The following is a 23,675-nucleotide window of genomic DNA, read 5'->3' as shown; positions in this document are numbered from 1 at the left end:
CGTCAGCGGCGGTCGCCCTGACGATTGCGGAAGTCCTCCTCGATGGCGTCCTTCCAGTGCTCGTCCAGAGGCGCGCTGCACCGGACAGCAGCCACGGCGTCGCTCACCACCTCATAGTTAAGGCGGGTACCCGCACTGTCACAGTGGTAGTTCACCGCCCGGTCGGGAGCGATGCCCAGGCTCCCCGCCGTCTCCACCGCGTCAATGTTGGCCCCCAGGAAGAGAAACTCCCAGCCGTATTTCTCCTTCTGGCGCTGGATCATCTCCTTCACCCGCTGAGCCGAATAGCGGCGGCTGGCGTTCTCCATGCCGTCGGTGGTGATGACAAAGAGGGTGTGCTCCGGCACGTCCTCGGGCCTGGCATACTTGTGGATGTTCCCGATGTGGTGGATGGCTCCGCCGATTGCGTCCAGCAGAGCGGTGCAGCCCCGGACATAGTACTCTTTGTCGGTGATGGGCTGAACCTCACCCACCCGTACACGGTCGTGGAGCACCTCGGTCCGGTCGTCGAAAAGGATGGTGGAGACAAAGGCCTCGCCCGGCGTCTTCTTCTGCTTGTTCAGCATGGAGTTGAAACCGCCGATAGTGTCCCTCTCCAGCCCCTCCATGGAGCCGCTGCGGTCCAGGATGAATACCAGCTCGGTCAAATTCTTTTTCATAAATAAATCCCCCTATTCTGTGCTGTCTGACTTACAGGCACAGTATAGGGGGATTTTGCTTTCGTTTGGTCGCCTGGCAGGCGACAAACTTATTTGGGTTCTGTGAGCCTTGCTTTGAGCTCCTTCTTCACCTTTTCCAGGTCCGGATCACACAGCAGAGGCAGAACCTCCACCAGTGCCTCCGGCTCCAAATCCCACCAGCCAAATTGCAGCAGCAGTCCGGTCAGCTCTTCATCAAAGCGCTGCTTGATGAACCTGGCCGGGTTGCCTCCAAACACTGTGTAGGGAGGAATATCCTTTGCTACCACGGAATAGGCGGCCACAATGGCGCCGTCACCAATCTTGACGCCCGGCATGATGACGCACTCCCGCCCAATCCAGACATCGTTGCCAATCACAATATCGCCTTTTCGGGGGAGCTGGTCCAGATGGGGCGGGGTGTTCTCCTGCCACGCTCCGCCGAACACATGGAATGGATAGGTCGTGACACTGCTGATGCGGTGGTTGGCAGGCCCCATGATGAACTTTGTCCCAGAGGCGATGGCGCAGAATTTCCCGATGATGAGATGGTCCCCAAACTCCGGATAGTTGAAGAGCACATTGTTCTTTTCGAATCCGGTGGGGTCCGCAGCATCGTCGTAATAGGTGTAATCCCCAATGGAGATATTGGGCGCCTTGACCACATTTTTGATAAAGCAGGAGGTTTTATATTCGTTGGGAAAGACCTGATTAGGGTCAGGTATCTGATGCATAATAATCGTCCTTTCTCTGTTTTATATCACATCCTTTCTCCGGCATACTATGGTGGCAACCGCCCGTTTTTTTCTGATTTCTCTCATTTCAGTGCACTCCTGTGATAATGGTCCGATACGCCTGTCAGACGCTTACTTCCTCAAAATCTGTTCCATGGCCTTGCCTTTGGCCAGCTCGTCCACCAGCTTGTCCAGGTACCGGATCTCCCGCATCAGAGGGTCCTCAATCTCCTCCACCCGGATGCCGCACACCTTGCCGGTGATCAGAGTACGGTTCGGGTTCATGGCGGGGGCGTCTCGGAAAAAGTCGCCGTAGCTGGTGTCGGACTGCTCCAGCTGTGCAAGTGCCTCAGGCGTGTATCCGGTGAGCCAGGCAGTCACCCGGTCCACCTCTTCCCTGCTGCGGCCTTTCTTCTCCGCCTTGTTCACCAGCAGCGGGTAGAGCTTGGCAAAGGGCATCTGCGTCACATCGGTGCGGGGCATGGCGTCAACCTCCCAAAAGGCTCTGGTCGAAGGCGAACAGGGCCTCGTTAATCTCAAAGATGTTGTAATTCCGGTGGGCGATGAAGTACTCCACGATGATGTCGAACCTGCTGGCGTGGGAGAAGGCAAAGCCCGCCTTCTGGAGCATCTCCCGTGCCTCCTCCAGCGGCAGCTCCAGCGCAATGGCGAAGGCCATGGCAGTGGGCTTGGAGGGCTTATAGTGGATGTCTGATCGGATTTTGGAAAAGAGCTTGCGGTCGATGTTGGCCTTTTTATAGCACTGGGCGTCGGTCAGGCCGGCCTCGTCAATCTTCCGCAGCAGCATCTGGGAAAAGCTCTCGTCCAAATGGCCCAGGGCTTCATCCAGACTCATGGGCGCCGCTGCCACACCCTCCCACAGTTCCTCTTCCTCGTCCGCACGCAAACAGGCCGCGGCCCGGCGGCACTGCTCCTCTCGGCTGTCGGTGTGCTCCTCCACATAGCGGTCGTCGATGTAGGCGGTGATGTCGGCAAAAAGCTTTCCGCCGATGGTGTAGGCCGCCCGGTCGAAGATAACCAGATAGACGGTCATATCGTGGGCGAGCAGAAAGTCCCCGATGGTGTCCACCGCCACCTTCAGAGCCTGGTCCTTGGGGTAGCCGTAAGCTCCGGCGGAGATGAGGGGAAAGGCCACCGTCTCGCACTTGTTGGCAAGGGCCAGCTCCAGCGAGGAGCGGTAGGCGGAGGCCAGCAGCTCCCGCTCGCCGTGTGTCCCGCCCTGCCAGATGGGGCCGACAGTATGGATTATGAACCTGGCGGGCAGGCGGTAGCCCTTGGTGAGCTTGGCCTGTCCGGTTTTGCAGCCGCCCAGGGTACGGCACTCGGCCAGCAGCTCCGGCCCGGCTGCCCGATGGATGGCGCCGTCCACGCCACCGCCGCCCAGCAGACTCTCCTTGGCGGCGTTGGCGATGGCGTCCACCTTCATGGTGGTGATGTCATTTCTCACGATGTGCAGGGGCATGGGGCCACCTCCTTGGTCTCCATACAGTCAAAGTTCCACATGATAGTTCCCGTCAATCAGGATGTACTGGGCGCCATATTTCCGGCAGGCTTCCAGCGTCTGGGCGTTGTCCCGGAGCAGGGTCTCCAGGGTGCAGTCTGAATCGTCCATCCTGCGTTCCACAACGCTGGCGTATCCTTTGATATCCTGGTAATGGCTGCGGATATACGCCTCACTCATCACCAGACAGCGGTACTGAATCTGAGCGCGGTATTCCTCCGAAAAATCCTTTGCCCAGTCAAAGGGGATGTAACAGCCCTCCACGATGAGATTCTGCCCATTTTCGATGGCGGTTTTGACCATCTCCCGCACCACCGGCCATAGGTAATCCGTCAGCTCCCGGTCGCTGCTCATGGGCGTGAGGGATGTGTATCCACTCCGGATCAGGCCCATTTTCAGATGGTCGATGGACAGGTAAGGGTATCCGTATTTCTCCAGAAGCCTCTGGGCAAGGGCGGTTTTCCCCGTGTGGGACGCCCCTGCAATCAGAAAAACCATCCCGTTCCCTCCCGCAGCAGATTTCTCACCGGCGGCATTGATATGCAGCGCGGCTGATAGCCCTATCATAGCATGGGCAGTCCGCTCTGGCAATCAGAACCGATATGGCAAGGAGCAGCTTTCCGTGAAAACACATGAAAGCTGCTCCTTTTATTTTCGGGTGTCACGCCCGGTATCTGCCGGTCATTACACCACAATCTCCACCCGGCTGCCGCCGCTCTTCTCCTTGGTCACCACGACCTGCTTGTCGATTTTCTCCTTCAGCTCTGCCACGTGGGAGATGATGCCCACCAGGCGGTTGCCCTCGGTGAGGCCGGTGAGGGCCTGGAGCGCCTGGGCAAGGGACTCCTCGTCCAAAGAGCCGAAGCCCTCGTCCACAAACATGGTGTCCAGCCGGATTCCTCCGGCAGTGGACTGGACCTCATCGGAAAGCCCCAGCGCCAGAGAGAGGGACGCCTTGAAGGATTCTCCGCCCGAAAGGGATTTTACGCTGCGCTCAGAGCCGTTGTAGTGGTCGATGACGTCCAGCTCCAGGCCGCTCTGGCTGCGGTTGTTCTCCGCCTCCCGGCGGCGCTTGAGCTCGTACTGTCCCCCGGACATGACCATCAGCCGGAGATTTGCCCGCTGGAGAATGCGGTCAAAGAAGGTCATCTGGATGTAGGTCTCCAGGGCGATCTTTTCCTTCCCGGCCAGGTTGCCGTTTACGGTATTGGAGAGGGTCCGCATCCAGGTGTACCGCTGCTCCAGCTTCTCCAAATCCGCCGATTTCCCCAGGATATTTTCCAGCGCGGTCTCGTTGGTGACCAGCCGGGTATGGATCGCCTTCTGGGCCTCACTGGCCTCTGCCCGCCGGCGGGTCAGCTCCTGGCTGCGCTGCTGCTGGGCCTGGGCATCCACCTCCTGGGTGCGCTCCAGCAGATGCTCCAGCTCCTGGATGGCACCGTCGGCAGCGGTCAGCTCTCCCTGACGGGCAGCGGCGGTGTCCCGGACCTGGGCCAGTGCCCTGGCAAGCCCCTGGAGCTCCTCCCGCAGGGCGTCCATCCTCCGCTGGGCGGCATCCGGCTCCGGGAAGGAGAGCCCCTCCCGCAGAGACTGGATCTGCCCGGCCATCTCCTCTCTGCGGCTGACGGCCCCTGCCAGCTCCGCCTTCCGCTTGCCGGCATCCTCCTCCAGCGCTCTCAGGTTCTGCTCCGCCGCGGGAATCTGCCGGTCCAGCTCCGCCTTCCGCTGGCTGTTCCTCTGGAGCACCCGCTCCTGCTCCGCCAGCTGGGAGAGGACATTCTGGGTCTGCTCCAGCGCACCGGCAATCGCGTTGGGGGCGTCTTCCAGGGTGCACTGCTCCAGATGCTGTGCAAGCTCCCGGCAGAGCGCCGCTTCCAGCTGCTCCCGCTGGCCGCCCAGGGTACCCTGGGCCACCTCTGCCTGGGTGATGGCCGCCTGCAGCTGTTCCTGCCGCTTGGTCAGGCTGTCCAGCGCCTCCTCCTGCCGCCCGATCTCCTGTTCCAGCTCCTGGCGGTGGGCCAGCCGCCCCTCCAGCTCCAGCAGGGCCCCATGGACCTGCGCCAGCTCCCGCTCCACATCCGACTGGCAGACGGAGAGCTTCTGCCGGGCCGTATCCAATGCGGGCGTATCCACATAGGCTGCCAGCTCCCGGAGCAGCTGGTTCCGGCGCTCCTCCAGGGCGGCGCGTGCCGTCCCCGCGGCCAGGCTCTTCTCCTGGGTCTCTTGCTGGGCTGTCTCCCACGCCTCCTTGGACGCTTCCAGCTCTGCCTCGGTGGGCGCGTCGCCGGACAGCCGGGCAGGGGCAGGATGGTGGAGCGAACCGCACACCGGGCAGGGCTGTCCCTCTGTCAGCGACTGGGCCAGCAGTCCGGCCTGTTCGTCCAGAAAGGCCCTGTTCTTCCGGCGGTAGTCCTCTTCCAGCTGCTCCGACCGCTCTCTGGCCTGCCGGTAGACCTCCTGGGACGCCTGCAGGGACTTTTCCTCCACGGCATAGCTGTCCAGCGCCGACGCAAGCGTTGTCAGCGCCAGCTGTCTCTCCCGGAGACGCTCCTGACGGTGCAGCTGCTCCTGTCTCTCCTCGGTCAGGGACTGAGTGGCCTGGAACGTCTCACGGTTGGCCTGCAGCAGCGCCTTTTCCCGGAGCAGGTCAGCCGCAAGGGTCTCCCGCTGCCGATCCAGCTCCTCCCGGCGGCGCTGTCCATCGCTTATCTGGCGGAGACAGGCCTGCCACTGGCCCACCTGGGTCTCCAGCGCCTCCAGGGCGGACTTGTGGCTCTCCGTCTGGCTCTTCTTCCCCAGCAGGCGCTCCTTCTCCGCCTCCACAGGCGCCAGAGCCTCCGCTTCCCGCTTCCAGGCGTTCAGTGTCTCAGAACCGGCCCGCTGCTCCTCTTCCCGCTCACGGCATTTCTGCTCCAGCGCCGCGATATGCTCCGTCTGGGCAGCCAGGCCGGCCTCCCGCTGGGACAGCTCCCGATACCGGGGCAGCTCCGCCTCCAGCGCGCCCAGCTCCTGGTTCAGCAGCTCCTGCTGGGGTGCTTTCTCCATCTCCGCCTGCAGGGCCTTTTGGGCCGCCTCCACCTGGGGCACCAGCTCCGCCCGCTCCCTGCGGGCCAGGTCCAGCTTTTCCCGGTTCTTCTGGGCCTCTTCCGCCTTACCCAGCAGGATGGAGGTCTCCTTCAGCTCCGCGTCCAGCCGGTCCAGGACCTTCTGCCAGTCCCCTTCCTCCTCCCGTCCGTTGGCAATCAGCTGCCTGATCAGCTCCGTGGTCTCCTGGAAGGGGAGCTCTCCCGCCTGGGCCTTTTCCAGTCTGGCTCGCAGCGGCTCGTCCTCCCGGCACACCACGCCGCCGATATACTGCTGCACGCTGGCCCGTGCGGCCTCACAGTCCCGCTGGAGCTTTCCGGCCTCCCCCTTCAGCTTCTCCTGGAACACCATGTAGTACCGGGTCTTGAAAATCTCCCGGAAAATCTCCTGGCGGCTCTTGGTGTCCGCCAGCAGCAGCTTGAGAAAGTCCCCCTGGGCGATCATGGCGATCTGGGAGAACTGGCTGCGGTTGAGGCCGATGATCTCGATGAGCGCCCGGTTCACCTCCCGGGCCCTGGTGATCAGGCGGCCGTCGGGAAGGGTCAGCTCGGCGTCCGCCTTCTGGGTGGTCGTCCCCTCGCCCCGCTTGGCAGGGCGCTCATACTCCGGGTTCCGGCGGACCGTATAGGTCTTGCCGCCATAGGAGAAGACCAGCTCCACCTCGGTGGGGGTGTCCGGCTGGGCGTACTTGGAGCGGAACATGGACACTTCCCGGTTATCGCCGCTGGGCTCCCCGTAGAGCGCATAGGTGATGGCGTCAAAGATGGTGGTCTTGCCGGCGCCGGTGTCTCCGGTGATGAGGTAAAGCCCCTTGGGGCCCAGCTTCTCCAAGTCTATGGTCACCCGCCCGGCATAGGGCCCGAAGGCGGATACCGTCAGTTTCAGCGGTCTCATCCCTCATTCTCCTCCCAAATACGCTCCATCATGTCTCTGGCAAAGGCCCGCTGCTCCTCGCTCATGGGCTGCCCGTTCTGGCTGCTGTAAAACTCCTCCAGCAGCTCCAGTGGGGATTTCTGCTGCACGTCCTCCGCACCCTCCAGATGAATGCCCGCCCGGGTGCGCTTGTTGTCATAGTCCAGCTTCATCAGGTTGGGGTAGATAATCCGCAGCTTGCCCACCGCGTCAGGGATGTCCTCCTCGTCGGTGAGTGTGATGTGGATGTAGTCACGGGGATAGCTGGTCCCCTCATAGAACGCCCGGAGGGTCAGCTCCTCATAAGTACCCCGCAGCTCCACCATGTCCCGCAGAGGCTTCAGGGGGATTGTACGGATGGTCACGGACCCCTTCGCGCCCAGCTCCACCACGGTGACCGACTTCTTATGCCCCGCCTCGGAGAAGGAGTACTTCAGCGGCGTTCCGCAGTAGCGTACCGTCTCCCGTCCCACCTGCTGGGGGCCGTGAATGTGCCCCAGGGCCACATAGTCGAAGGGGTCAAAGACTGCCGCATCCACGTTGTCCGTTCCGCCCACGGAGAGCTCCTCCGAGTCGCACCGGGCAGCACCGGTGACAAACTGGTGGGTCACCAGCACATTCCGGGCGGTGGTATCCACCCCCATGGCCTCAATGGCCGCCGCCACCGCGTCCGTGTAGGTGGAAATCTCCCGCTCGGGGAAGCAGCGCCGGACATGGGACGGCTTCACAAAGGGCAGCAGGTAGAGCTTCACCGGGCCGTACTCGTCAGTGAGCACCACAGGTTCCACCCTGCCGTCGTAGACCGGAGCCAGGTGGATGCCGCTGCGCTCCATGAGCCGGCCGCCGAAGGCCATGCGCTCCGGGGAGTCGTGGTTGCCGCTGATGACAAAAATCCGCAGCTCCCTCTTGGACAGGCGCACCAGGAAGTCGTCCAGCAGCGCCACCGCCTCGGCGGAGGGCACCGACTTGTCGTAGACATCGCCGGCGATCAGTACCCCGTCCGGCTTCTCCCGGTCGATGATTTGAAGGATTTCAGCCAGAATATACTGCTGGTCCTCCAGCATGGAAAAATCGTTGACCCGCTTGCCCAGATGCAGGTCGGAGAGATGAATCAATTTCATAGCCGCACTCCCTCTAAAGCAGTGTATCCAGCATCATTATAGCTGGGATGGAAAGGCGGAGCAAGCTTGCTGCCCGGCAAAGGCCAGCAGAGCGTCCCGCTCGTTGGGAATCCGCTCGTCCAGAACTGCGTTCAGACATTCCTGAAGCATACGGCCGATGTCTCTACCCTTCAGGCCCAGCTCCATCATGTCGTTTCCGTCGACTGCCAAATCCCGGAGGGAGAAGCAGCGCTCCTCCCTCAGAAGTTCCTCCAGCATGGCGTCCACTTCGTCCAGAATCCCAAGCCGGTATCGGCAGATATCCGATTGACCCAGGGTATCCGCCCTGTGCAGTTCAATCAGCTGCCGGGCCGCCTCCTCCCCATGTTTGCTCAAAAGGCGTGTCACAAGCTTCCTGTCCGCCGTGATGGGCATGTCGTGATGCCGGACAAGGCGCACAATCCGCTCCCTGCCAGCGCTGTTAAAGTGCAGCCTGCTCAGGATTTCCTCCGCCAGAAGGGCGCTCTTCTGCGCGTGGCCGAAGAAGTGGCCCACGCCGTCCTCCGTGCGGGAGAAGCACAGCGGCTTGCCGATATCGTGGAGCAGCGCCGCCCAGCGCAGCACAGGCTGGGGGCTGACGTTCTCCACCACAGCCACGGTGTGGTTCCACACGTCCTTGTCGTGGTGGGGATTGTGCTGCGCAAAGCCGAACATGGGCGCAAGCTCCGGAAGCGGCACGGCAAGCACACCGGCAAAGCCGCTCAGAACAGCTGCCTCATTCTTTCCGCAGAGTATCCCGGTCAGCTCGGCCTGGATGCGCTCGGCCGCCACGCCCCGGAGCAGGCTTTGGTTTCTCCGGATGGCGTCTGCCGTGGCCGCGTCAATCTCCATCCCGTACACGGACGCAAACCGCAGCGCCCGCAGGATTCTCAGGCCGTCCTCCCGGAATCTCCGGTCCGGGTCACCTGTGCAGCGGACAACTCCCTTCTCAATATCCCCTGCTCCGCCCACAAGGTCAACCACTCCCGTTCCGGGGTTGTAGGCCAGAGCGTTCATTGTAAAATCCCTGCGCTCCAGGTCGGCCCTCAGGCTGGGACTGGGACAGTCGCTGTCCGTGCGGTATGTGGTAATCTCAATGGGCTGGTGGTCGACCACAACTGTGACGGTACCGTGCTTCAGCCCGGTCTCGATAAGGTGGTACCCGGAAAAGACCGCTTTGACCTGCTGGGGCAGCGCGCTGGTGGCGATGTCCCAGTCCTTGGCGGCCCGCTTGCCCATCACATAATTCCGCACTGCGCCGCCCACAAGGAAGGCCTCAAAGCCGGACGCTTCCAGCAGCGCAAGCACATTCTCCACCTGGGGAGGAAGTTTCATCAGCCGGCGCCTCCTCTCTTTTTGATTTAATCCGCCGCCTTGAAGTTATAGACCGGGCGGATGCGGGCGGTAATCTCCGCCGTGGGCCCAATCTGCGCCACAATCTCCTCCATGCTCTTGTACGCCATGGGGGATTCGTCCAGGGTATCGGGCACCACGCAGGTGGTGTAGATTCCCTCCATCTCCTTCCGGAAGGTGTCCATGGACAGGGTGTGGAGGGCCGTGCTGCGGCTCATGAGACGGCCTGCGCCATGGGGCGCCGAGCAGTTCCAGTCGTCGTTGCCCTTGCCGATGCAGATCAGGCTGCCGTCACGCATGTTGATGGGAATCAGCAGCTTCTCACCGGCCTTGGCCGAGACCGAGCCCTTGCGCAGAATCATGGCGTCCGTATCGATGTAGTTGTGGATGGTGGTAAACTCGTCCGCCACAGTGAGGCCCATGCCGTTGATGATCACGTCCACCATGGCCTTGCGGTTGAGCATGGCAAACTGCTGGGTCAGCTTCATGTCGTGGATATAGTCCTCAAACAGCTCGCCCTCCACATAGGTCAGGTCCCTGGGGATGGTCAGCGTGTGCTCCCGCTTCAGCTCCCGGACCGTCTTCTCAATCTCCTGAAAACGGCCCTCAGCCTTCAGCCGGGCAATGGTGCTCTGAATCTGGTGGTGCGCGCCGCCCCAGAGGGCACGTCTGCCCTGGTCCTGGTAGTAGTCGGCCACCTCGGTGCCCAGATGACGGCTGCCCGAGTGGACCACCAGGAACAGCCGGCCATCCTCCGCCCGGTCCACCTCAATGAAGTGGTTGCCGCCGCCCAGGGTGCCGATGCTGCGCATGGCACGGTCCAGGTTGACCTGACCGGCGCAGCGGAGCTGTGTCAGGTCAATCTGACCGTTCAGCGCGTGGAGCTCGTCGCGCACCTCCCGGCCGCTGGGAATCTCCCGGCGGATGAGGGCGTCCAGCTTGTCAAAGTCCATCTCACGCTCCGCCAGCTCCACCGTCTCCATGCCGCAGCCGATATCAACGCCCACCATGCCGGGCACAATCTTGTCCTGAATGGTCATGGTGGTGCCGATGGTGCAGCCCTTACCGGCGTGGACGTCGGGCATGATCCGAATCTTGCAGTCGGCAAACTCCGGCCGATCGCACACCGCCTGAATCTGGCTGCGCGCCGTCTCCTCCAGCTCGTTGGTATAGCAGACAGCGGTATTATATAAACCCTGAATGGTAATCATGGTATCCTCCATTCTTAGGCCGATGCCCGGCTCTGTGCCGTGCAAAGGCCTGCTTCCGTATTTCTCATTCTGTGATTTCAGAATAAAGGATAGTCTGCGGAAAATCACGGAAAAAAAGTTGCGATCTCTTTGATGCCAACACAGCCGCGCATATTGCAAACCCGGCCTTTCCCTGTTTCGCTCTCAGTGCTATACTGATGATAAGGAATGTTCAAGGAAACGCTGCGCTTACAGGCGACTGCTGAAAATCAATCCAACAGGAGGTATTTCCCATGCGTAAGAACTTTGGAGCCAAGCCCTGGACCTATCCTCAGCCGGTCTTTATCCTGGCCACCTACGGCGAGGACGGCACCCCCGACGCCATGAACGCCGCCTGGGGCGGCATCAGCGACGACCAGGAGCTGTCCATGTGCATCAGCGCCGGTCACAAGACCACCGCCAACATTCTCGCCCGCAAGGCCTTCACCGTCAGCATGGCCACGGCGGATCAGATGGTGGCCTGCGACTATGTGGGCATCGAGTCGGGTAACAAAGTGGCCAACAAGCTGGAAAAGGCGGGCTGGCACACCACCAAGTCGGAATTTGTGGACGCCCCCCTCATTGACGAGCTGCCCATGGCGGTGGAGTGCCGTCTGGTGAGCTACGACCCGGAGAGCTGCCGCCTGGTGGGCGAGATTGTCAATGTCAGCGCGGATGAGTGTGTGCTGGACGCCGACGGGAAGATTGACCCGGACAAGCTCCAGCCCATCATCTTTGATCCCATCCACCACACCTACCGCAAGCTGGGTGAAAAAGTGGGCAATGCCTTCCAGGATGGTGCAAAGCTGAAATAAAAATACACCAGGCGCGACAAGGGGAGCAAAAAAGGCGGTGGGAGACATGTCTCCCGCCGCCTTTTTGTTTGCAGTGCTCAACGCTTCTCCGCCGGCGGCCAGGCTGGTGAGACGCATTAAAAATGCCCAAAAGCTATATCTGACCATCCACAATGGGTATTCGACATGGTCTGTTCTTTGTTCTACAATATAGCTGTCCTACCAGGACAGCCGTATTTCTTCCTGCGCTCCCATGGTCTAATCCAGAGGAACAAGCTGAGCCTGAAGCTGCTCCAGAAATAGCTCCGCCGCTCTGGAAAAGAGCTGGGACTTCTTCCACACCAGGTACATCCCCAGCTCCATTTTGGGCTTCAGGGGCCGGAAGCAGAGGTTGCTGCCGGCGGTGTTCACCAGCTTGTCCAGGGTAAAGGCGTAGCCCATCCCCTCGTCCACCATCAGGGAGGCGTTGTAAATCAGATTATAGGTGGCCACGGTGTGGAGCTCTGAGGGCTCCTTCCGCAGCCAGCGGTACAGGCCGCTCTTGTTGTCCACCTGCCGTGAGAGAATCAGCGGCTTGTCCCACAGGTCACGGGGCGAGACGGTCTCCCGCTGTGCCAGCGGGCTGTCCCGCCGCATGAGAACCCCCCAGGTGTCCTTCATGGGCAGCTCCATGCAGCTGTACCTGGTCTTGTCCATGTCGCCCAGGAGGATACCGAAATCCAGCAGGCCCTTGTCCAGACGCTCGCACACATCCATGGCGTCACCGCTGACAATGTGGAAGCGGATGCCCGGATGGCTCCCCTGGAGCTGATTGGCCGCTCTGACAATCTGGCGCACACCGTCGGTCTCGCCGGTGCCGATATAGATATCGCCGCTGACCGTATCGTCGGACTGCATGACCTCTTTTTCCGTCCGGTCCACCAGCTCCAGAATCTCCTCCGCACGCCTGCGCAGCCGCATTCCGTCCTCGGTGAGGGTGATCTTCCGGCTGCCCCGTACCATCAGCTGCTTGCCCAGCTCCTTCTCCAGCTCCATGAGCTGCCGGGAGAGGGTGGGCTGGGTGAGATGCAGGGACTGGGCCGCCGCCGAGATATTTTGCTCCCGTGCCACCGCAAGAAAGTATTGCAGCACTCTCAATTCCATACAGACCCGCCTCCTTCTGGTCTGATGATAGCACATGCCAAACATAGATTTCAAGCATAGTAAGCTATTCTATATAGGTATTTGTTATCCATTCCGGTGAGTGCTACAATGAAATTGAAAATCTGACCTATCAGGAGTGTAAGATGGATTTAAACGCATTTTTGGAGCATCTGAACAGCGGAGAGAAAGTACAGGGCGGCAGCGAGGTACATCAGTTCATGCACGGCGTCAGCCAGGAGGCCCTGCGCATCACGGCTGAAATCAACAGCGGCTACCACACGCCGGAGGAGCTGCGCGCCCTCTTCTCCCAGCTCATCGGCCAGCCTGTGGACGAGAGCTTTGGCATGTTCCCACCCTTCTATACCGACTGCGGAAAGAACATCCACATCGGGAAGAACGTCTTTTTCAACATGGGCTGTAAGTTCCAGGACCAGGGCGGCGTTTTCATCGGGGACGGCGCCCTCATCGGCCACAACGTGGTGCTGGCCACCCTCAACCACGCCCAGTCGCCCAGCGACCGGGCCAGCATGATCCCCGCCCCCATCCACATCGGCAGGAACGTTTGGATCGGCGCCAACGCCACCGTCCTGCCCGGCGTGACCATCGGGGACGGCGCCATTGTTGCGGCGGGAGCGGTGGTTGCAAAGGACGTACCGGAAAACACCATTGTGGGCGGTGTGCCCGCCCGTATCATACGTACCATCAGCGAGGAGGATCGCACATGAGCAAAAAGGTTTTGGTTATCTCCACCAGTCCCCGGAAGGGCGGCAATTCGGAGACTCTGGCGGACGAATTTATCCGCGGCGCCCGGGATGCCGGGAACGACGTGGAGAAGGTCACCCTGTACGATAAGGACATCCGGTTCTGCAGGGGCTGCCTGGTCTGTCAGAACACCCAGCGCTGCGTCATTTATGACGACGCGGACACCATCGTCCAGAACATGCTGACCGCCGACGCCATCGTCTTTGCCACCCCCATCTACTACTACGGGATGTGCGGCCAGATGAAAACCCTGCTGGACCGGGCCAATCCCCTCTTCCCCACCGACTACCGGTTCCGGGACATCTATCTCCTGGCCGCTGCGGCAGAGGAGGACGGACACACTGTGGACGGAGCGGTCACCGGTCTTCAGGGCTGGATTGACTGCTTTGAAAAGGCCCGCCTGGCCGGCACTGTCTTTGCCGGAGGCGTAACGGCCGTGGGAGAGATTCAGAACCACCCAGCCCTGAAGCAGGCCTATGAGCTGGGCAGGAACATGTAAGGAGGACACCCATATGAATTCCAGATATAACGGCTATTCCTTCCAGATGCGGGACACCGTCACCCGGGAGAAGGTACATTTCCACAACCGCTACGGCATTGAGCTGACTGGTGACATGTATCTGCCCAAGGGGGCGGAGGGCAAGCTGGCCGCAGTGGCGGTGGCCGGTCCCTTCGGCGCCGTGAAGGAGCAGTGCGCCGGGCTGTACGCCGAGGAGCTGGCCGCCCGTGGCTTTGCCGCCATGGCCTTCGACCCCTCCTTCATCGGAGAGAGTGGCGGCGCGGTGCGGAATGTGGCCTCCCCCGACATCAACACCGAGGACTTCTCCGCCGCGGTGGACTTCCTCGTCACCCGGGACTTTATCGACCCGGAGCAGGTGGGCATTCTGGGTATCTGCGGCTGGGGCGGCATGGCCCTCAACGCCGCCGCCATGGACACCCGCATCAAGGCCACCGTCACCTCCACCATGTACGACATGACCCGGGTGAACGCCAAGGGCTACTTTGACGCCGCCGACAGCGCAGACGCCCGGTATGAGACAAAAAAAGCCCTCAACGCCCAGCGGACGGAGGACTACAAAAACGGGACCTATGCCCGCGCGGGCGGCGTGGTGGACCCCCTGCCCGAGGACGCCCCCTTCTTCGTGAAGGACTACTACGACTACTACAAGACAGAGCGGGGCTACACCGAGCGGTCCCTCAACTCCAACGACGGCTGGAACACCACCTCCTCCCTGTCCTTCCTCAACATGCCCATCCTGCGTTACAGCGGCGAGATCCGCAGCGCCGTGCTGATGCTCCACGGTGAGAAGGCCCACTCCTGCTATTTCAGCAAGGACGCCTTTGCCGACATGGTGAAGGACAGCCCCTACGCCGGCAACAAGGAGCTGGTCATCATCCCCGGCGCGGTTCACACCGACCTCTACGACCGGAAGGACATCATCCCCTTTGACAAGATTGAGAACTTTTTCCGGAAAAATCTGAAGTAATTGTCCGTGATGAGGAGGGACTCCATGGCCAGATTAGTCTGTATGCTCCTTGTGGTGCTCAGCCTCACCGCCTGCAATGTCAGAGAGGCCCCGGTTGGGTCCCTCACATCCCCGGCACAGACGGCCGCTCCGGCGGAGGAGACCGTTCCGCCCCAGCAGTCCCCGGAAGCCGGATCCAGTCAGGAAGAAGCCATGCTGAAAATCACCGTCGGAGACTATGAGCTGCTGGCCACCTTTGAGGACAACAGCTCCGCGGAGGAATTCAAACAACTGCTGGCTCAGGGTCCGGTGACCGTCGAGATGGACGACTACGGCGACTTTGAGAAGGTGGGGTCTCTGGGTACCACCCTGACCCGAAACGACCAGCAGATCACCACGGAACCCGGGGATGTGATTCTCTATCAGGGCAATCAGATCACCATCTACTACGGCACCAACACCTGGAGCTTTACCCGGCTTGCCAGAATTGACGATCCCACCGACCTGAAGGCAATGCTGGGAGAGGGGACAGTCCAGATTACCTTTTCTCTTGCATAGGAGGTATTTGATATGGCAGTGAAACAGACAGCGGGCAGAGATGCCCTGGGCGAATTCGCGCCCAAGTTTGCACAGCTCAATGACGACGTACTGTTCGGCGAGGTGTGGAGCCGGGAGGACAAGCTCTCCCTGCGTGACCGGTCTCTGGTCACCGTGGTGGCTCTGATGGCCCAGGGCCTGGTGGACAGCTCCTTCCAGTACCACCTGTCCACCGCGAAACAGAACGGCATCACCCGGCAGGAAATCGCGGAAATTCTGACCCACGCGGCCTTTTACGCCGGCTGGCCCAAGGCCTGGGCGGCCTTCCGGATGGCCAAGGAGGTCTGGGCTGAGGATACCGCCGGGGACGGCAGGGCACAGCACCAGCAGGAGATGGTCTTCCCCATCGGCGCTCCCAACGACGGCTTTGCCCAGTATTTCGTGGGCCAGAGCTACCTGCAGCCCCTCTCCACCAGTCAGGTGGGTGTGTACAACGTGACCTTTGAGCCGGGCTGCCGCAACAACTGGCACGTCCACCACGCTGACAAGGGCGGCGGACAGATTCTCCTCTGCGTGGCCGGTCGGGGCTACTACCAGGAGTGGGGCCAGGAGGCCCGGGAGCTGCATCCCGGCGATGTGGTCAACATCCCCACCGGCGTGAAGCACTGGCACGGCGCCGCCCTGGACAGCTGGTTCTCCCACCTGGCCCTGGAGGTGCCCGGCGAGAACTGCTCCAACCAGTGGCTGGAGTCCGTCACCGACGAGGTATACGGCAAGCTGGTCTGAGCCGCGCATTTAAATCCCGATAACAGAACAGCGCCCCGTCTGGTTTACAGACGGGGCGCTGTTTTATCTCTGGGTATCAGACTCCGGCAGTCCTTCAGCCGCAGCACCAGCTGTCCCACCGCGCCTGGATGACCTTTGCCATGGCCTGGTAGTAGTCCTCGTCAAAGGGGACAAACAGGTAGGCCTCATCGTCAAATTCGGCGGAGTGGTACCGCGCCGGTCCAAAATATTCCAGGGCGTGGCTGTCAATGTCGGCGGGGAAGCAGGGTGTGTCCCCCTGCCCATAGTAATGGCGGGCAAAGGCCTCCCCCTCGTCATCAAAGAGGGCAAAGAACAGCTTCCCATTCAGCCGATCCCGAATAAACGGCCGCAGATCCAGCTCGGAGAGATCCTCCTGGAAGCGCTGGGCCAGACCGCCGTACCGCTCCAGAAACTCCAGGCTCATCAGGTCGTGCTCCATGCACCAGCGCAGATAGATGGCCATGTGGTTGAATGCGTTCAGCTCCTCCACCGGCAGGTGCTTCTCCCTGATGCGCTTGATATGCAAGGCGCCGTCATCCATCTCGCCGGTCTCATCCGGCTCCGCCTCCTCCAGGTCTGCGTCTTCTGCCTCCATGGCGTTGGGGCGGTCCGGATCCACCACAAAGCTCAGTCCCTGCAGCTGTTCCAGCAGGTCCTCGGCCTCATGCGCCACCTTATAGCGCAGCTCCTCCCGGTAGAGGGGAATCACCTGGTAGAAGTTGACCTCGCTGCCGTCCGGCAGGATACAGACTCCGGCGCCCTCCTCCACCCCCTGGGGAGAGATGAGCATGGCGGCACACAGCCCGGTGTTCTCCGCAAAAGCCTCCTGATTGTCCACCGTGTGTCCCCAGCCCAGCCAGGTGTCCGACTGGATGGGCAGACGGGCCAGCACCTTCAGCAGCCGGATGGGCCAGTACCACTGCTCGTCGGCCAGGTCCTTCTCCCCCAGCTTCCAGTCCGGCGGCAGGGCAATGGCCAGCTCCGCCCGCTCCAGCTTGTGGTCCGCCAGTTCCCCGGGCACGTTCATCCGGTGGGCGCCCATACCCATGGTCACAAGGGTGTAGTAGTCCCGCTCGTCCCCAGGCGGAATCAGGCAGATATCCACATGGATGTCCGGGGAGGCCAGCTCGTGCCACACCCGCTCAAAGCTGCCGAAATACTGCCTGATGTGTTCCTCCACCGCTGCCATCTCGTCCTGACTGTAATACTCAGGCGCACCGGCGCTCTGGTTCTCATCCTTCTCAATGTGTTCAACCGTACCGTCCTCATTGAGTTTGGCTCTGAAGTACCGGTTCTCCTCCCCTTCCACCTCGTAGACCAGGGTGACGCTGTAATCCAAATCGAAGAGCACCGCCTCCAGCCTGCCCTTCTCCCCATCGGGTATGGTCAGGGTCAGCCATCGGCCGTCATCCAGCCGGGCCTTCTGGACGGCCAGCCACCCCCCATCCAGCTTGGACAGGCCCGCCTGGTTCATGCGGAAGACCACCTCCACACTGCGGTCCCGGACGGACCGGACAAAGACACAGTAGGGATCATCCCGCACAAGGTCGTTCTCTTCAAGGCCAAACAGCTCCATAAAGGACGCCAGACCCGCCTGGTTGATGTTGATGCAGGAAATGACCCGCTGCTTGCTGTCGGCATTCCTGTCCAGTCCGCTCTGGAGCCTGCTGTCGGCTTCCGGATTGATCCAGTGATACTCCATCTGCTCCAGCGTGGCCCCAGACATGATCTCCTCCCGCAGGGTCTGAAATTCATAGTCGCCGGGCACCAGGGCAAGGCCTCGTTCCACCGCCTCCAGCGCCCCTGACCGGTCCCCAAAGTGGCTGCGCAGCTTGCCCGCCTGAAGCCAGATCCACGGGTAATCCGGCTCCTCCCGGGTCCCCTGCTCGGCGTACTGCCGCGCCTCCTCCAGCCGGCCGCAGTACATCAGCGCCACGGAATAGCGGTAGTACCAGGTTCCACAGCCCCCGGCGTTCTTCTCCGATCCGGGCAGCCACTGAGCCGCCCGGTAATAGAACTCATATTCATCCATGTTGAGACAGGCGTAGGCATACCACAGCGCCACCTGCAAATCCTGCTGGGCCTGCTGCCGGGTAAATTTTCCCTCCTGAACCCCTGCCTCCACAAAGTTCCGGATATATTCAAACATCCGGCCGTAGTACCCGCTGGCCTCTCCGACCAGGGACTCCATGGTCTCAATCTCTTCCTGGGAGAGCAGCGATCCGGTCTCCTCATGGATCTGGGGCTGGGGCTCCCGGTTCAGCAGCCGCACGGTGGGCACCGCCCGGCGGAACACATGGAAGCTGGCCCAGGGCAGCTCCGTCCCCTGGAAAAACTCCACCGCCGCGCTGAGCACCGCGGACAGGTCCCAGGCGATAAAATCCACATAGCCGCAGTAGAGTCCGGCGGCGCTGCCGGTCAGGGTGAGGGCGTCCTCCCCGGCCTGTGCGGTCAGCGCCGACTCCAGCGCGGCCCGGAAGGCCTCTCTTCTGCTGTCGCGGTCCTCTCCGTCAAAGCCATCCAGGGGATAGCAGAGGAAGCCCGCCGCCGCGCCGTCGGCGTGGAGGGCGTCCATCCCCTCATCCTCCCCGCTCAGGTAGCCGTTGATGAGCGGCGGGCAGCAGGTGGAGCCCTCCACCACGTCCATCCGCCAGTCGGCGTCCGGATCACTGTCCGGCTCCGTCTGGTAGACCGTCTCGCTGCCCAGATAGTCCCAGGGGTCCAGCGACAGATTCAGCCCCATATCTTCCAGCGCGCCGGGCAGCTCCGTGAGCGGGATGGACTTCCCGTCTCCCGGTGTGTCCGTCACATCAAATCGGGCTATGTACCTCATGCCGGGAATTTCGCCCAGGACCTGATCGGTGAGGGTGGAGAGCATCCACCAGGCCCGGCTCTCCTCCTCCCGGAGGAGAGGCAGCAGCTTCTCGCAGTACAGGGTCAGCCCCACGCCGCGGTCCAGCTTCTCCGCCCATACCTGCACGTCGCCGCCCGACACCTCCCAGCCGCCGGAACGCAGGTCACAGCCGGCGGCGGGCTGGCGGCCCACCAGAATGTTCCACTTCTCCGTCACTGCCCCAGGGGCACGGCGCTGAAAATAGGCCAGTTCAAAGAGCTTCAGCCGGTCGCCCTCCGGGGTGAGAATCAGCTCGTATTTCTCCCCGTTGAAGCCCAGATTGAAGGAGATCTGCTCAAAGGCCAGGTTCAGGATGGCCTCACACTTTGCGATGATCTCCCTGCCGTTCTGTCCCTCTCTGTCCCCGTCCATCATGCGGCGGAGCTCCGCCTCCTCCCGGGCAAAGGCGTCCCACGCCTTCGCTGTCCGCTCCTGGAAGCTCTCGGCAAACCGCGGCATTGCAAGGCGCTGTCGGCAGTCGGCTATCAGCTCCTGGGTATCCCTGTCACCGGGCCGGGCCTCCAGCGCCTTTTCAAAATAGCGCAGGGCCATCCCCTCCTGGTCCAGGTAATAGTAGGCGTAGGCCATGCGGAAGTTCCAGCAGTGGTCATCCTTAAAATACTCCGCGTGAGGCTCCAGAAGACGAATGGCCTTCCAGTACAGCGCCCGCTCCTCCGGACCGGCGATATTGTTATAGGCCCGGGCCAGCTCGCTGTCCATCTCCGGGGTGCGCTCCCCGGCGGGGACAGCCTCCAGCGCGTCAATGATCTTCTGGTACTCGTTGTTCTCATTCCAGATCTGGCATTGCTCCAGCAGTTCCATGCTTCTTCCTCCTCTGTCCGGCTTCCGCCGGGGATGGGCCGCTCAACACCGCCGCTTATGGTCCCATGATAGCATACCGCTTTCCCTGTGACAACGGCGGCCCAAAGTTTTTGCACACCGCCGGGATATCAGACGCCATCCACGGACATAGCAGAAGCGGGACAGCGGCACTATGCCGCTGTCCCGCTTTCTGTTCTAATATAGGTTATTTTTCTGCGGACAGCCGGGAGCCTCTGCCCTTGGCAATCTTGACCACTGTGCCGGTCAGCGCAAAGAGGGCGATGGCGTTGGGGATGACCATCAGGTTATTGAACATGTCGGTCAGCTCCCACACCAGGGTATTGGACATAAGGGTACCCAGGAAGATGAACAGCAGGGCCACTACCGCGTACACCGGAGCCGCCTTCTTGCCGAAGAGATAGATGACGTTGATTTTGCCGAACATATTCCAGCTCAGCACCGTGGAGAAGGCAAAGAAGAACAGGCACACCGCCACAAAGATGGCGCCGCCCTCTGTGCCGAACACAGTGCCGAAGGCAGTCTGGGCCAGATTGGTATTGCTGATCCCCTCAGGGATGGTGCCGGTATAGAGGATGCCGTCGCTGGTGTACAGGGTGGAGATGATCACCAGCGCGTTGAGGGTGAGCACCACGAAGGTGTCGATAAACACGCCAACCATGGCCACCACGCCCTGGTCGTGGGGGTTCTGCACGTTTGCCTGGGCGTGGGCGTGGGGCGTGGAGCCCATGCCCGCCTCATTGGAGAACAGGCCGCGCTTGGCGCCCTGGCTGATGGCGGTCTTGATGGCGTAGCCGAAGCCGCCGCCGATGATGGCCTGGGGCTGGAAGGCGTAGCGGAAGATCATGCCGAAGGTCTCCAGCAGGTAACGGTACCGTGCCACCAGCACGGCAAGGCCGCCCACCAGGAAAATCACGGCCATCACCGGCACCAGCTTCTCGGTTACCGCGGCCAGGCGGTTCATGCCGCCCAGGAAGATGACGGCGCAGATGATCACCAGCGCAATTCCCACCACCCAGGAGGGCACATGGAAGGCAGTCTGGAAGGTGGATCCGATGGAGTTGGACTGAACCATACAGCCCATGAAGCCCAGGGCCAGGATGATGGCCACGGCGAAGAAGCCGGCCAGGAATTTGCCGAAAGCGCCCTTGAGGGCGGTGGTGATGTAATACACCGGGCCGCCGTGGAAGTGGCCCTGCTCGTCCGTCACACGGGTCTCAATGGCCAAGGTGGCCTCGGCGTAGATGGTGGCCATGCCGAAGAAAGCGATGACCCACATCCAGAAGATGGCGCCCGGGCCGCCGGTGAGGATGGCGCCGGAGGCGCCCACGATATTGCCCGTGCCCACCTGGGCCGCAATGGCGGTGGCCAGCGCCTGGAAGGAGCTCATGCCCCGCTCATGCCGGCCGCCCCGCAGGGACAGATTGCCGAACACCTTCCGCATGCCCTCGCCAAAGCAGCGGACCTGAATAAAGCGGGTACGGATGGAGTACCACAGTCCCACGCCAATCAACAGAAAGACCAGAATGTAACTGGAAAGCGTGACGTTAATTTTGCAGACAATGGGGTAGAGCCAGGCTTCCAACGCTTGCAGTGTTTCCATCATAGTGTTTTCTCTCCTCTTCTTCGAAAAAACAGGCCGTGGGTCTACCCACGGCCTGAAAAGAAAAACACTGCCTCCGGCCGGACCTTCCGGCCCCGCCGCCATTGTTTATCCTCTGTCCTTTTGCCTGAGAGATTGGCGGCGCTGTCCCGCACCGCTTTGCCCCTTCGGCACCCAGTTCGTGAGCTTCTCCAGAGTGACATCCACGCACAGTCTCTGTTCCCTCCGGAACGCCTGAGAGTGTTACTCCTTCGACAAGCCAACGGCTTTTTCCTGGGCGCTTCAATTGTCCTGTTCGATTGTGATGGACATTATACCGCCGACAGCGGACATTGTCAAGTATTTTCCAGCTCCCCGCTCAGCCCAGCGTGTTCAGGTAGTTGATAATTCCCTGGGCAATACCCTGGGCCAGCTTGTCCTGATACGCGTCGTCATTGAGCTTCATCAGCTCGTCGTGGTTGGTCATGAAGCCGGTTTCCACCAGCACGGCGCACATGTCGGTCTCACGCAGGACCACAAAGTCTGCCGAGGCCACGCCCCGGTCCTTGGCGCCGGTTGTCTGGCAGGCCGGGGTCTGGATGGCCTGGGCCAGCCGCTTGCCCCGCCCGCTGGAGGGATGATAGTAGGTGATAAGGCCGTTGACCGAGGGGTCGTCAAAGGCGTTGGCGTGGATGGAGACAAAGATATCCGCGTCCACGCTGTTGGCGATGTCCGCCCGCTCGTAGAGGCCCACGTAGACATCGGTGGAGCGGGTCATGACCACATTGTACCCCACCTTCTTCAGCAGTGCCTCCAGCTTCAGGGAGATGGGCAGGGTCAGATCCTTCTCCAGAATACCCTCATACACCGCGCCGCTGCTGGTGCCGCCGTGGCCCGGGTCAATGACCACGGTCCGGCGGGAGGGGTCGATGGGATTGGACGGGTTTACCGGGTCGGTGGGCTCCTCCGGCGTCTCCGGAAGCTCCGGCGCCTCCTCCTCCGGCCGGAAGGCCGTGATGAGGATGCCGTCCTCCTGCTGCTCCACCGTCAGATTCTTTTCCAGCGTGACGCCGTCGGCCAGGGCCAGCTCCACACGGACCACATGGTCATAGCCCTCGTACAGGGTGGAGCCATACTGGGCATAGCGGACGGTTTCAATGAAGTCGTTGTCCACCGCGATGGCGCCGGGAAAGCCCGCTGAGAGCTCCGCGCCCAGGATGTCCAGCGTCACCTTGCTGCCCCCGTCGGTAATCCGGTACTCCAGCTTCCGGTCCATCTCGATGAACACGGTCTGCCGGTCGTAGTCGGGCTGGATACGGGTAATATAGGCGCCGTCATCTTCGCCGCTGATGATGATAGCGGTAAAGGTCTCCTGGTCCCAGTCCACCTGGGCCCCCAGCTGCTCGGATACAAACCGCAGGGGCACCATGGTACGCTCCACCCCCTGGCACTTCACCACGCAGGCGGGCACGCCGTCGGGCAGAGGCTCTACCTTGCCGTTGACCACCGCGCTGGCCGAACCCAGGGTGAGGACGATGGTGTCCGTCCCCTTACGGAGAATCACCTGATTGCTGCCCTGGGGCCACAGCACCGTGGCACCCAGCGCCTCGGCCACCGTGCGGATGGGCACCATGGTACGCCCGCCCAATGCCAGACCGGGCACGTCTCCCGTCAGGTCGATGACCGTCCCGTCCAGGCTTATGTTCACCTTCTCCGCCTGCTGGGGCTCGTAGCGTCCCGTGGTCTCGTTATGTACCTCAATATTCAGCAGCCCGTTGGGCCCCGCCGCCTGTACCGGCAGGAAAGTCACCAGCAGGGCCAGCATCAGCAGAAATGCGGCCACTCTCTTTGTCTGTCTCATGGGGAACTCCTTTAATCTTTTGTAAACCAATGGCACGGGTGGCTGGTGCCTTTTCCAAAGGCCCGTTCCGCGACAAACACTCCTCATTATTCTACCGAATCCCCCTCTGTCCGTCAATGGATTTGGCTCAAAAAGGTTAACATAAATTTTTACAATTTTTTATGTGTCCTGCAGGACATCTGGGGAAATCTGCATTTTCCCACCCCTGCCGCTTGCACTTTTCCCGCCGCTTTGGTATGATAATATTTATTGAACCGGCGGGCATACGTCCCGCTGCAGGTCTTTGACTCTGTTTCGTACACATGCGAAGTTCTCAAATCCACAAGATATTGGAGGTACG

19 protein-coding genes and 1 riboswitch are annotated in these 23,675 nt (G+C 61.4%); of the genes, 6 read left to right on the top strand and 13 right to left on the bottom strand.

Features of this window, described 5'->3' with window-relative positions:
- Positions 1 to 2: 2 nt before the first annotated feature.
- The 9 genes from ACOX7T_RS08695 to ACOX7T_RS08655 all read right to left on the bottom strand — a co-directional run bounded on the left by ACOX7T_RS08695 (position 3) and on the right by ACOX7T_RS08655 (position 10,632).
- The gene (locus ACOX7T_RS08695) at positions 3 to 659 is read right to left on the bottom strand and encodes a vWA domain-containing protein (RefSeq protein WP_433441842.1); all 657 of its coding nucleotides are present in this window, start codon (positions 657 to 659) and stop codon (positions 3 to 5) included.
- Between the two features lie 89 nt (positions 660 to 748).
- A complete protein-coding gene (locus tag ACOX7T_RS08690) occupies positions 749 to 1,411 on the bottom strand; it encodes a CatB-related O-acetyltransferase (protein WP_433441840.1) in 663 nt (220 codons plus the stop codon).
- A gap of 132 nt (positions 1,412 to 1,543) precedes the next feature.
- Entirely contained in the window at positions 1,544 to 1,894 is a 351-nt protein-coding gene (locus tag ACOX7T_RS08685) for a DUF2200 domain-containing protein (RefSeq protein WP_433441838.1), read from the bottom strand.
- 4 nt (positions 1,895 to 1,898) lie between these two features.
- Positions 1,899 to 2,894, bottom strand: a complete 996-nt coding sequence (locus tag ACOX7T_RS08680) for an O-acetyl-ADP-ribose deacetylase (protein WP_433441836.1) — start codon at positions 2,892 to 2,894, stop codon at positions 1,899 to 1,901.
- Between the two features lie 27 nt (positions 2,895 to 2,921).
- A complete protein-coding gene (locus tag ACOX7T_RS08675; protein ID WP_433441834.1) occupies positions 2,922 to 3,431 on the bottom strand; it encodes a zeta toxin family protein in 510 nt (169 codons plus the stop codon).
- A gap of 186 nt (positions 3,432 to 3,617) precedes the next feature.
- Positions 3,618 to 6,911 (bottom strand): AAA family ATPase, encoded by a 3,294-nt coding sequence (locus ACOX7T_RS08670; RefSeq protein WP_433441832.1) that lies wholly within the window; start codon positions 6,909 to 6,911, stop codon positions 3,618 to 3,620.
- The gene (locus ACOX7T_RS08665) at positions 6,908 to 8,050 is read right to left on the bottom strand and encodes an exonuclease SbcCD subunit D (RefSeq protein ID WP_433441830.1); all 1,143 of its coding nucleotides are present in this window, start codon (positions 8,048 to 8,050) and stop codon (positions 6,908 to 6,910) included. The genes ACOX7T_RS08670 and ACOX7T_RS08665 overlap by 4 nt, the downstream gene beginning before the upstream one ends.
- A gap of 36 nt (positions 8,051 to 8,086) precedes the next feature.
- Positions 8,087 to 9,403, bottom strand: coding sequence for a CCA tRNA nucleotidyltransferase (locus ACOX7T_RS08660; RefSeq protein ID WP_433441828.1), 1,317 nt, complete (start codon positions 9,401 to 9,403; stop codon positions 8,087 to 8,089).
- Positions 9,404 to 9,429: 26 nt separating this feature from the next.
- Complete coding sequence (locus ACOX7T_RS08655) at positions 9,430 to 10,632, bottom strand: RtcB family protein (protein ID WP_433441826.1); 1,203 nt, start codon at positions 10,630 to 10,632, stop codon at positions 9,430 to 9,432.
- Positions 10,633 to 10,904: 272 nt separating this feature from the next.
- On the opposite strand from ACOX7T_RS08655, the gene ACOX7T_RS08650 reads away from it, so the two are divergent.
- Positions 10,905 to 11,465, top strand: coding sequence for a flavin reductase family protein (locus ACOX7T_RS08650; protein ID WP_433441824.1), 561 nt, complete (start codon positions 10,905 to 10,907; stop codon positions 11,463 to 11,465).
- Between the two features lie 237 nt (positions 11,466 to 11,702).
- On the opposite strand, the gene ACOX7T_RS08645 is transcribed toward ACOX7T_RS08650, so the two are convergent.
- Positions 11,703 to 12,587, bottom strand: a complete 885-nt coding sequence (locus ACOX7T_RS08645; RefSeq protein WP_006575023.1) for a LysR family transcriptional regulator — start codon at positions 12,585 to 12,587, stop codon at positions 11,703 to 11,705.
- A 143-nt stretch (positions 12,588 to 12,730) separates the two neighbouring features.
- On the opposite strand from ACOX7T_RS08645, the gene ACOX7T_RS08640 reads away from it, so the two are divergent.
- Genes ACOX7T_RS08640 through ACOX7T_RS08620 form a run of 5 tightly spaced genes read left to right on the top strand, consistent with a single transcriptional unit; the run spans position 12,731 to position 16,138 of the window.
- A complete protein-coding gene (locus ACOX7T_RS08640; RefSeq protein ID WP_433441822.1) occupies positions 12,731 to 13,312 on the top strand; it encodes a DapH/DapD/GlmU-related protein in 582 nt (193 codons plus the stop codon).
- Positions 13,309 to 13,848 carry a flavodoxin family protein gene (locus tag ACOX7T_RS08635; RefSeq protein WP_433441820.1) on the top strand — a complete coding sequence of 180 codons (540 nt, stop codon included), beginning with the start codon at positions 13,309 to 13,311 and terminating at the stop codon, positions 13,846 to 13,848. The genes ACOX7T_RS08640 and ACOX7T_RS08635 overlap by 4 nt, the downstream gene beginning before the upstream one ends.
- 13 nt (positions 13,849 to 13,861) lie before the next feature.
- The gene (locus tag ACOX7T_RS08630) at positions 13,862 to 14,836 is read left to right on the top strand and encodes an alpha/beta hydrolase (protein WP_433441818.1); all 975 of its coding nucleotides are present in this window, start codon (positions 13,862 to 13,864) and stop codon (positions 14,834 to 14,836) included.
- Between the two features lie 24 nt (positions 14,837 to 14,860).
- On the top strand, positions 14,861 to 15,373 hold the full coding sequence (locus tag ACOX7T_RS08625) for a cyclophilin-like fold protein (RefSeq protein WP_433441816.1): 513 nt from the start codon (positions 14,861 to 14,863) through the stop codon (positions 15,371 to 15,373).
- 12 nt (positions 15,374 to 15,385) lie between these two features.
- Positions 15,386 to 16,138, top strand: coding sequence for a carboxymuconolactone decarboxylase family protein (locus ACOX7T_RS08620; protein WP_433441814.1), 753 nt, complete (start codon positions 15,386 to 15,388; stop codon positions 16,136 to 16,138).
- Positions 16,139 to 16,232: 94 nt separating this feature from the next.
- Here the strand turns inward: ACOX7T_RS08620 and ACOX7T_RS08615 are convergent, their stop codons facing one another.
- The 3 genes from ACOX7T_RS08615 to ACOX7T_RS08605 form a co-directional block, all read right to left on the bottom strand.
- Entirely contained in the window at positions 16,233 to 19,874 is a 3,642-nt protein-coding gene (locus tag ACOX7T_RS08615; RefSeq protein ID WP_433441812.1) for a suppressor of fused domain protein, read from the bottom strand.
- A gap of 205 nt (positions 19,875 to 20,079) precedes the next feature.
- A complete protein-coding gene (locus ACOX7T_RS08610) occupies positions 20,080 to 21,495 on the bottom strand; it encodes an alanine/glycine:cation symporter family protein (protein ID WP_433441958.1) in 1,416 nt (471 codons plus the stop codon).
- Positions 21,496 to 21,600: 105 nt separating this feature from the next.
- A riboswitch (glycine riboswitch) is annotated at positions 21,601 to 21,700 on the bottom strand.
- A 153-nt stretch (positions 21,701 to 21,853) separates the two neighbouring features.
- Positions 21,854 to 23,335 (bottom strand): N-acetylmuramoyl-L-alanine amidase, encoded by a 1,482-nt coding sequence (locus ACOX7T_RS08605; RefSeq protein WP_433441810.1) that lies wholly within the window; start codon positions 23,333 to 23,335, stop codon positions 21,854 to 21,856.
- Between the last annotated feature and the right edge of the window lie 340 nt (positions 23,336 to 23,675).

This window comes from Pseudoflavonifractor sp., from assembly GCF_050943825.1.
Classification (GTDB): domain Bacteria; phylum Bacillota; class Clostridia; order Oscillospirales; family Oscillospiraceae; genus Pseudoflavonifractor.
The sequence above is the reverse complement of the archived record's forward strand: the minus strand, read 5'-3'. Positions and strand labels throughout refer to the sequence as shown.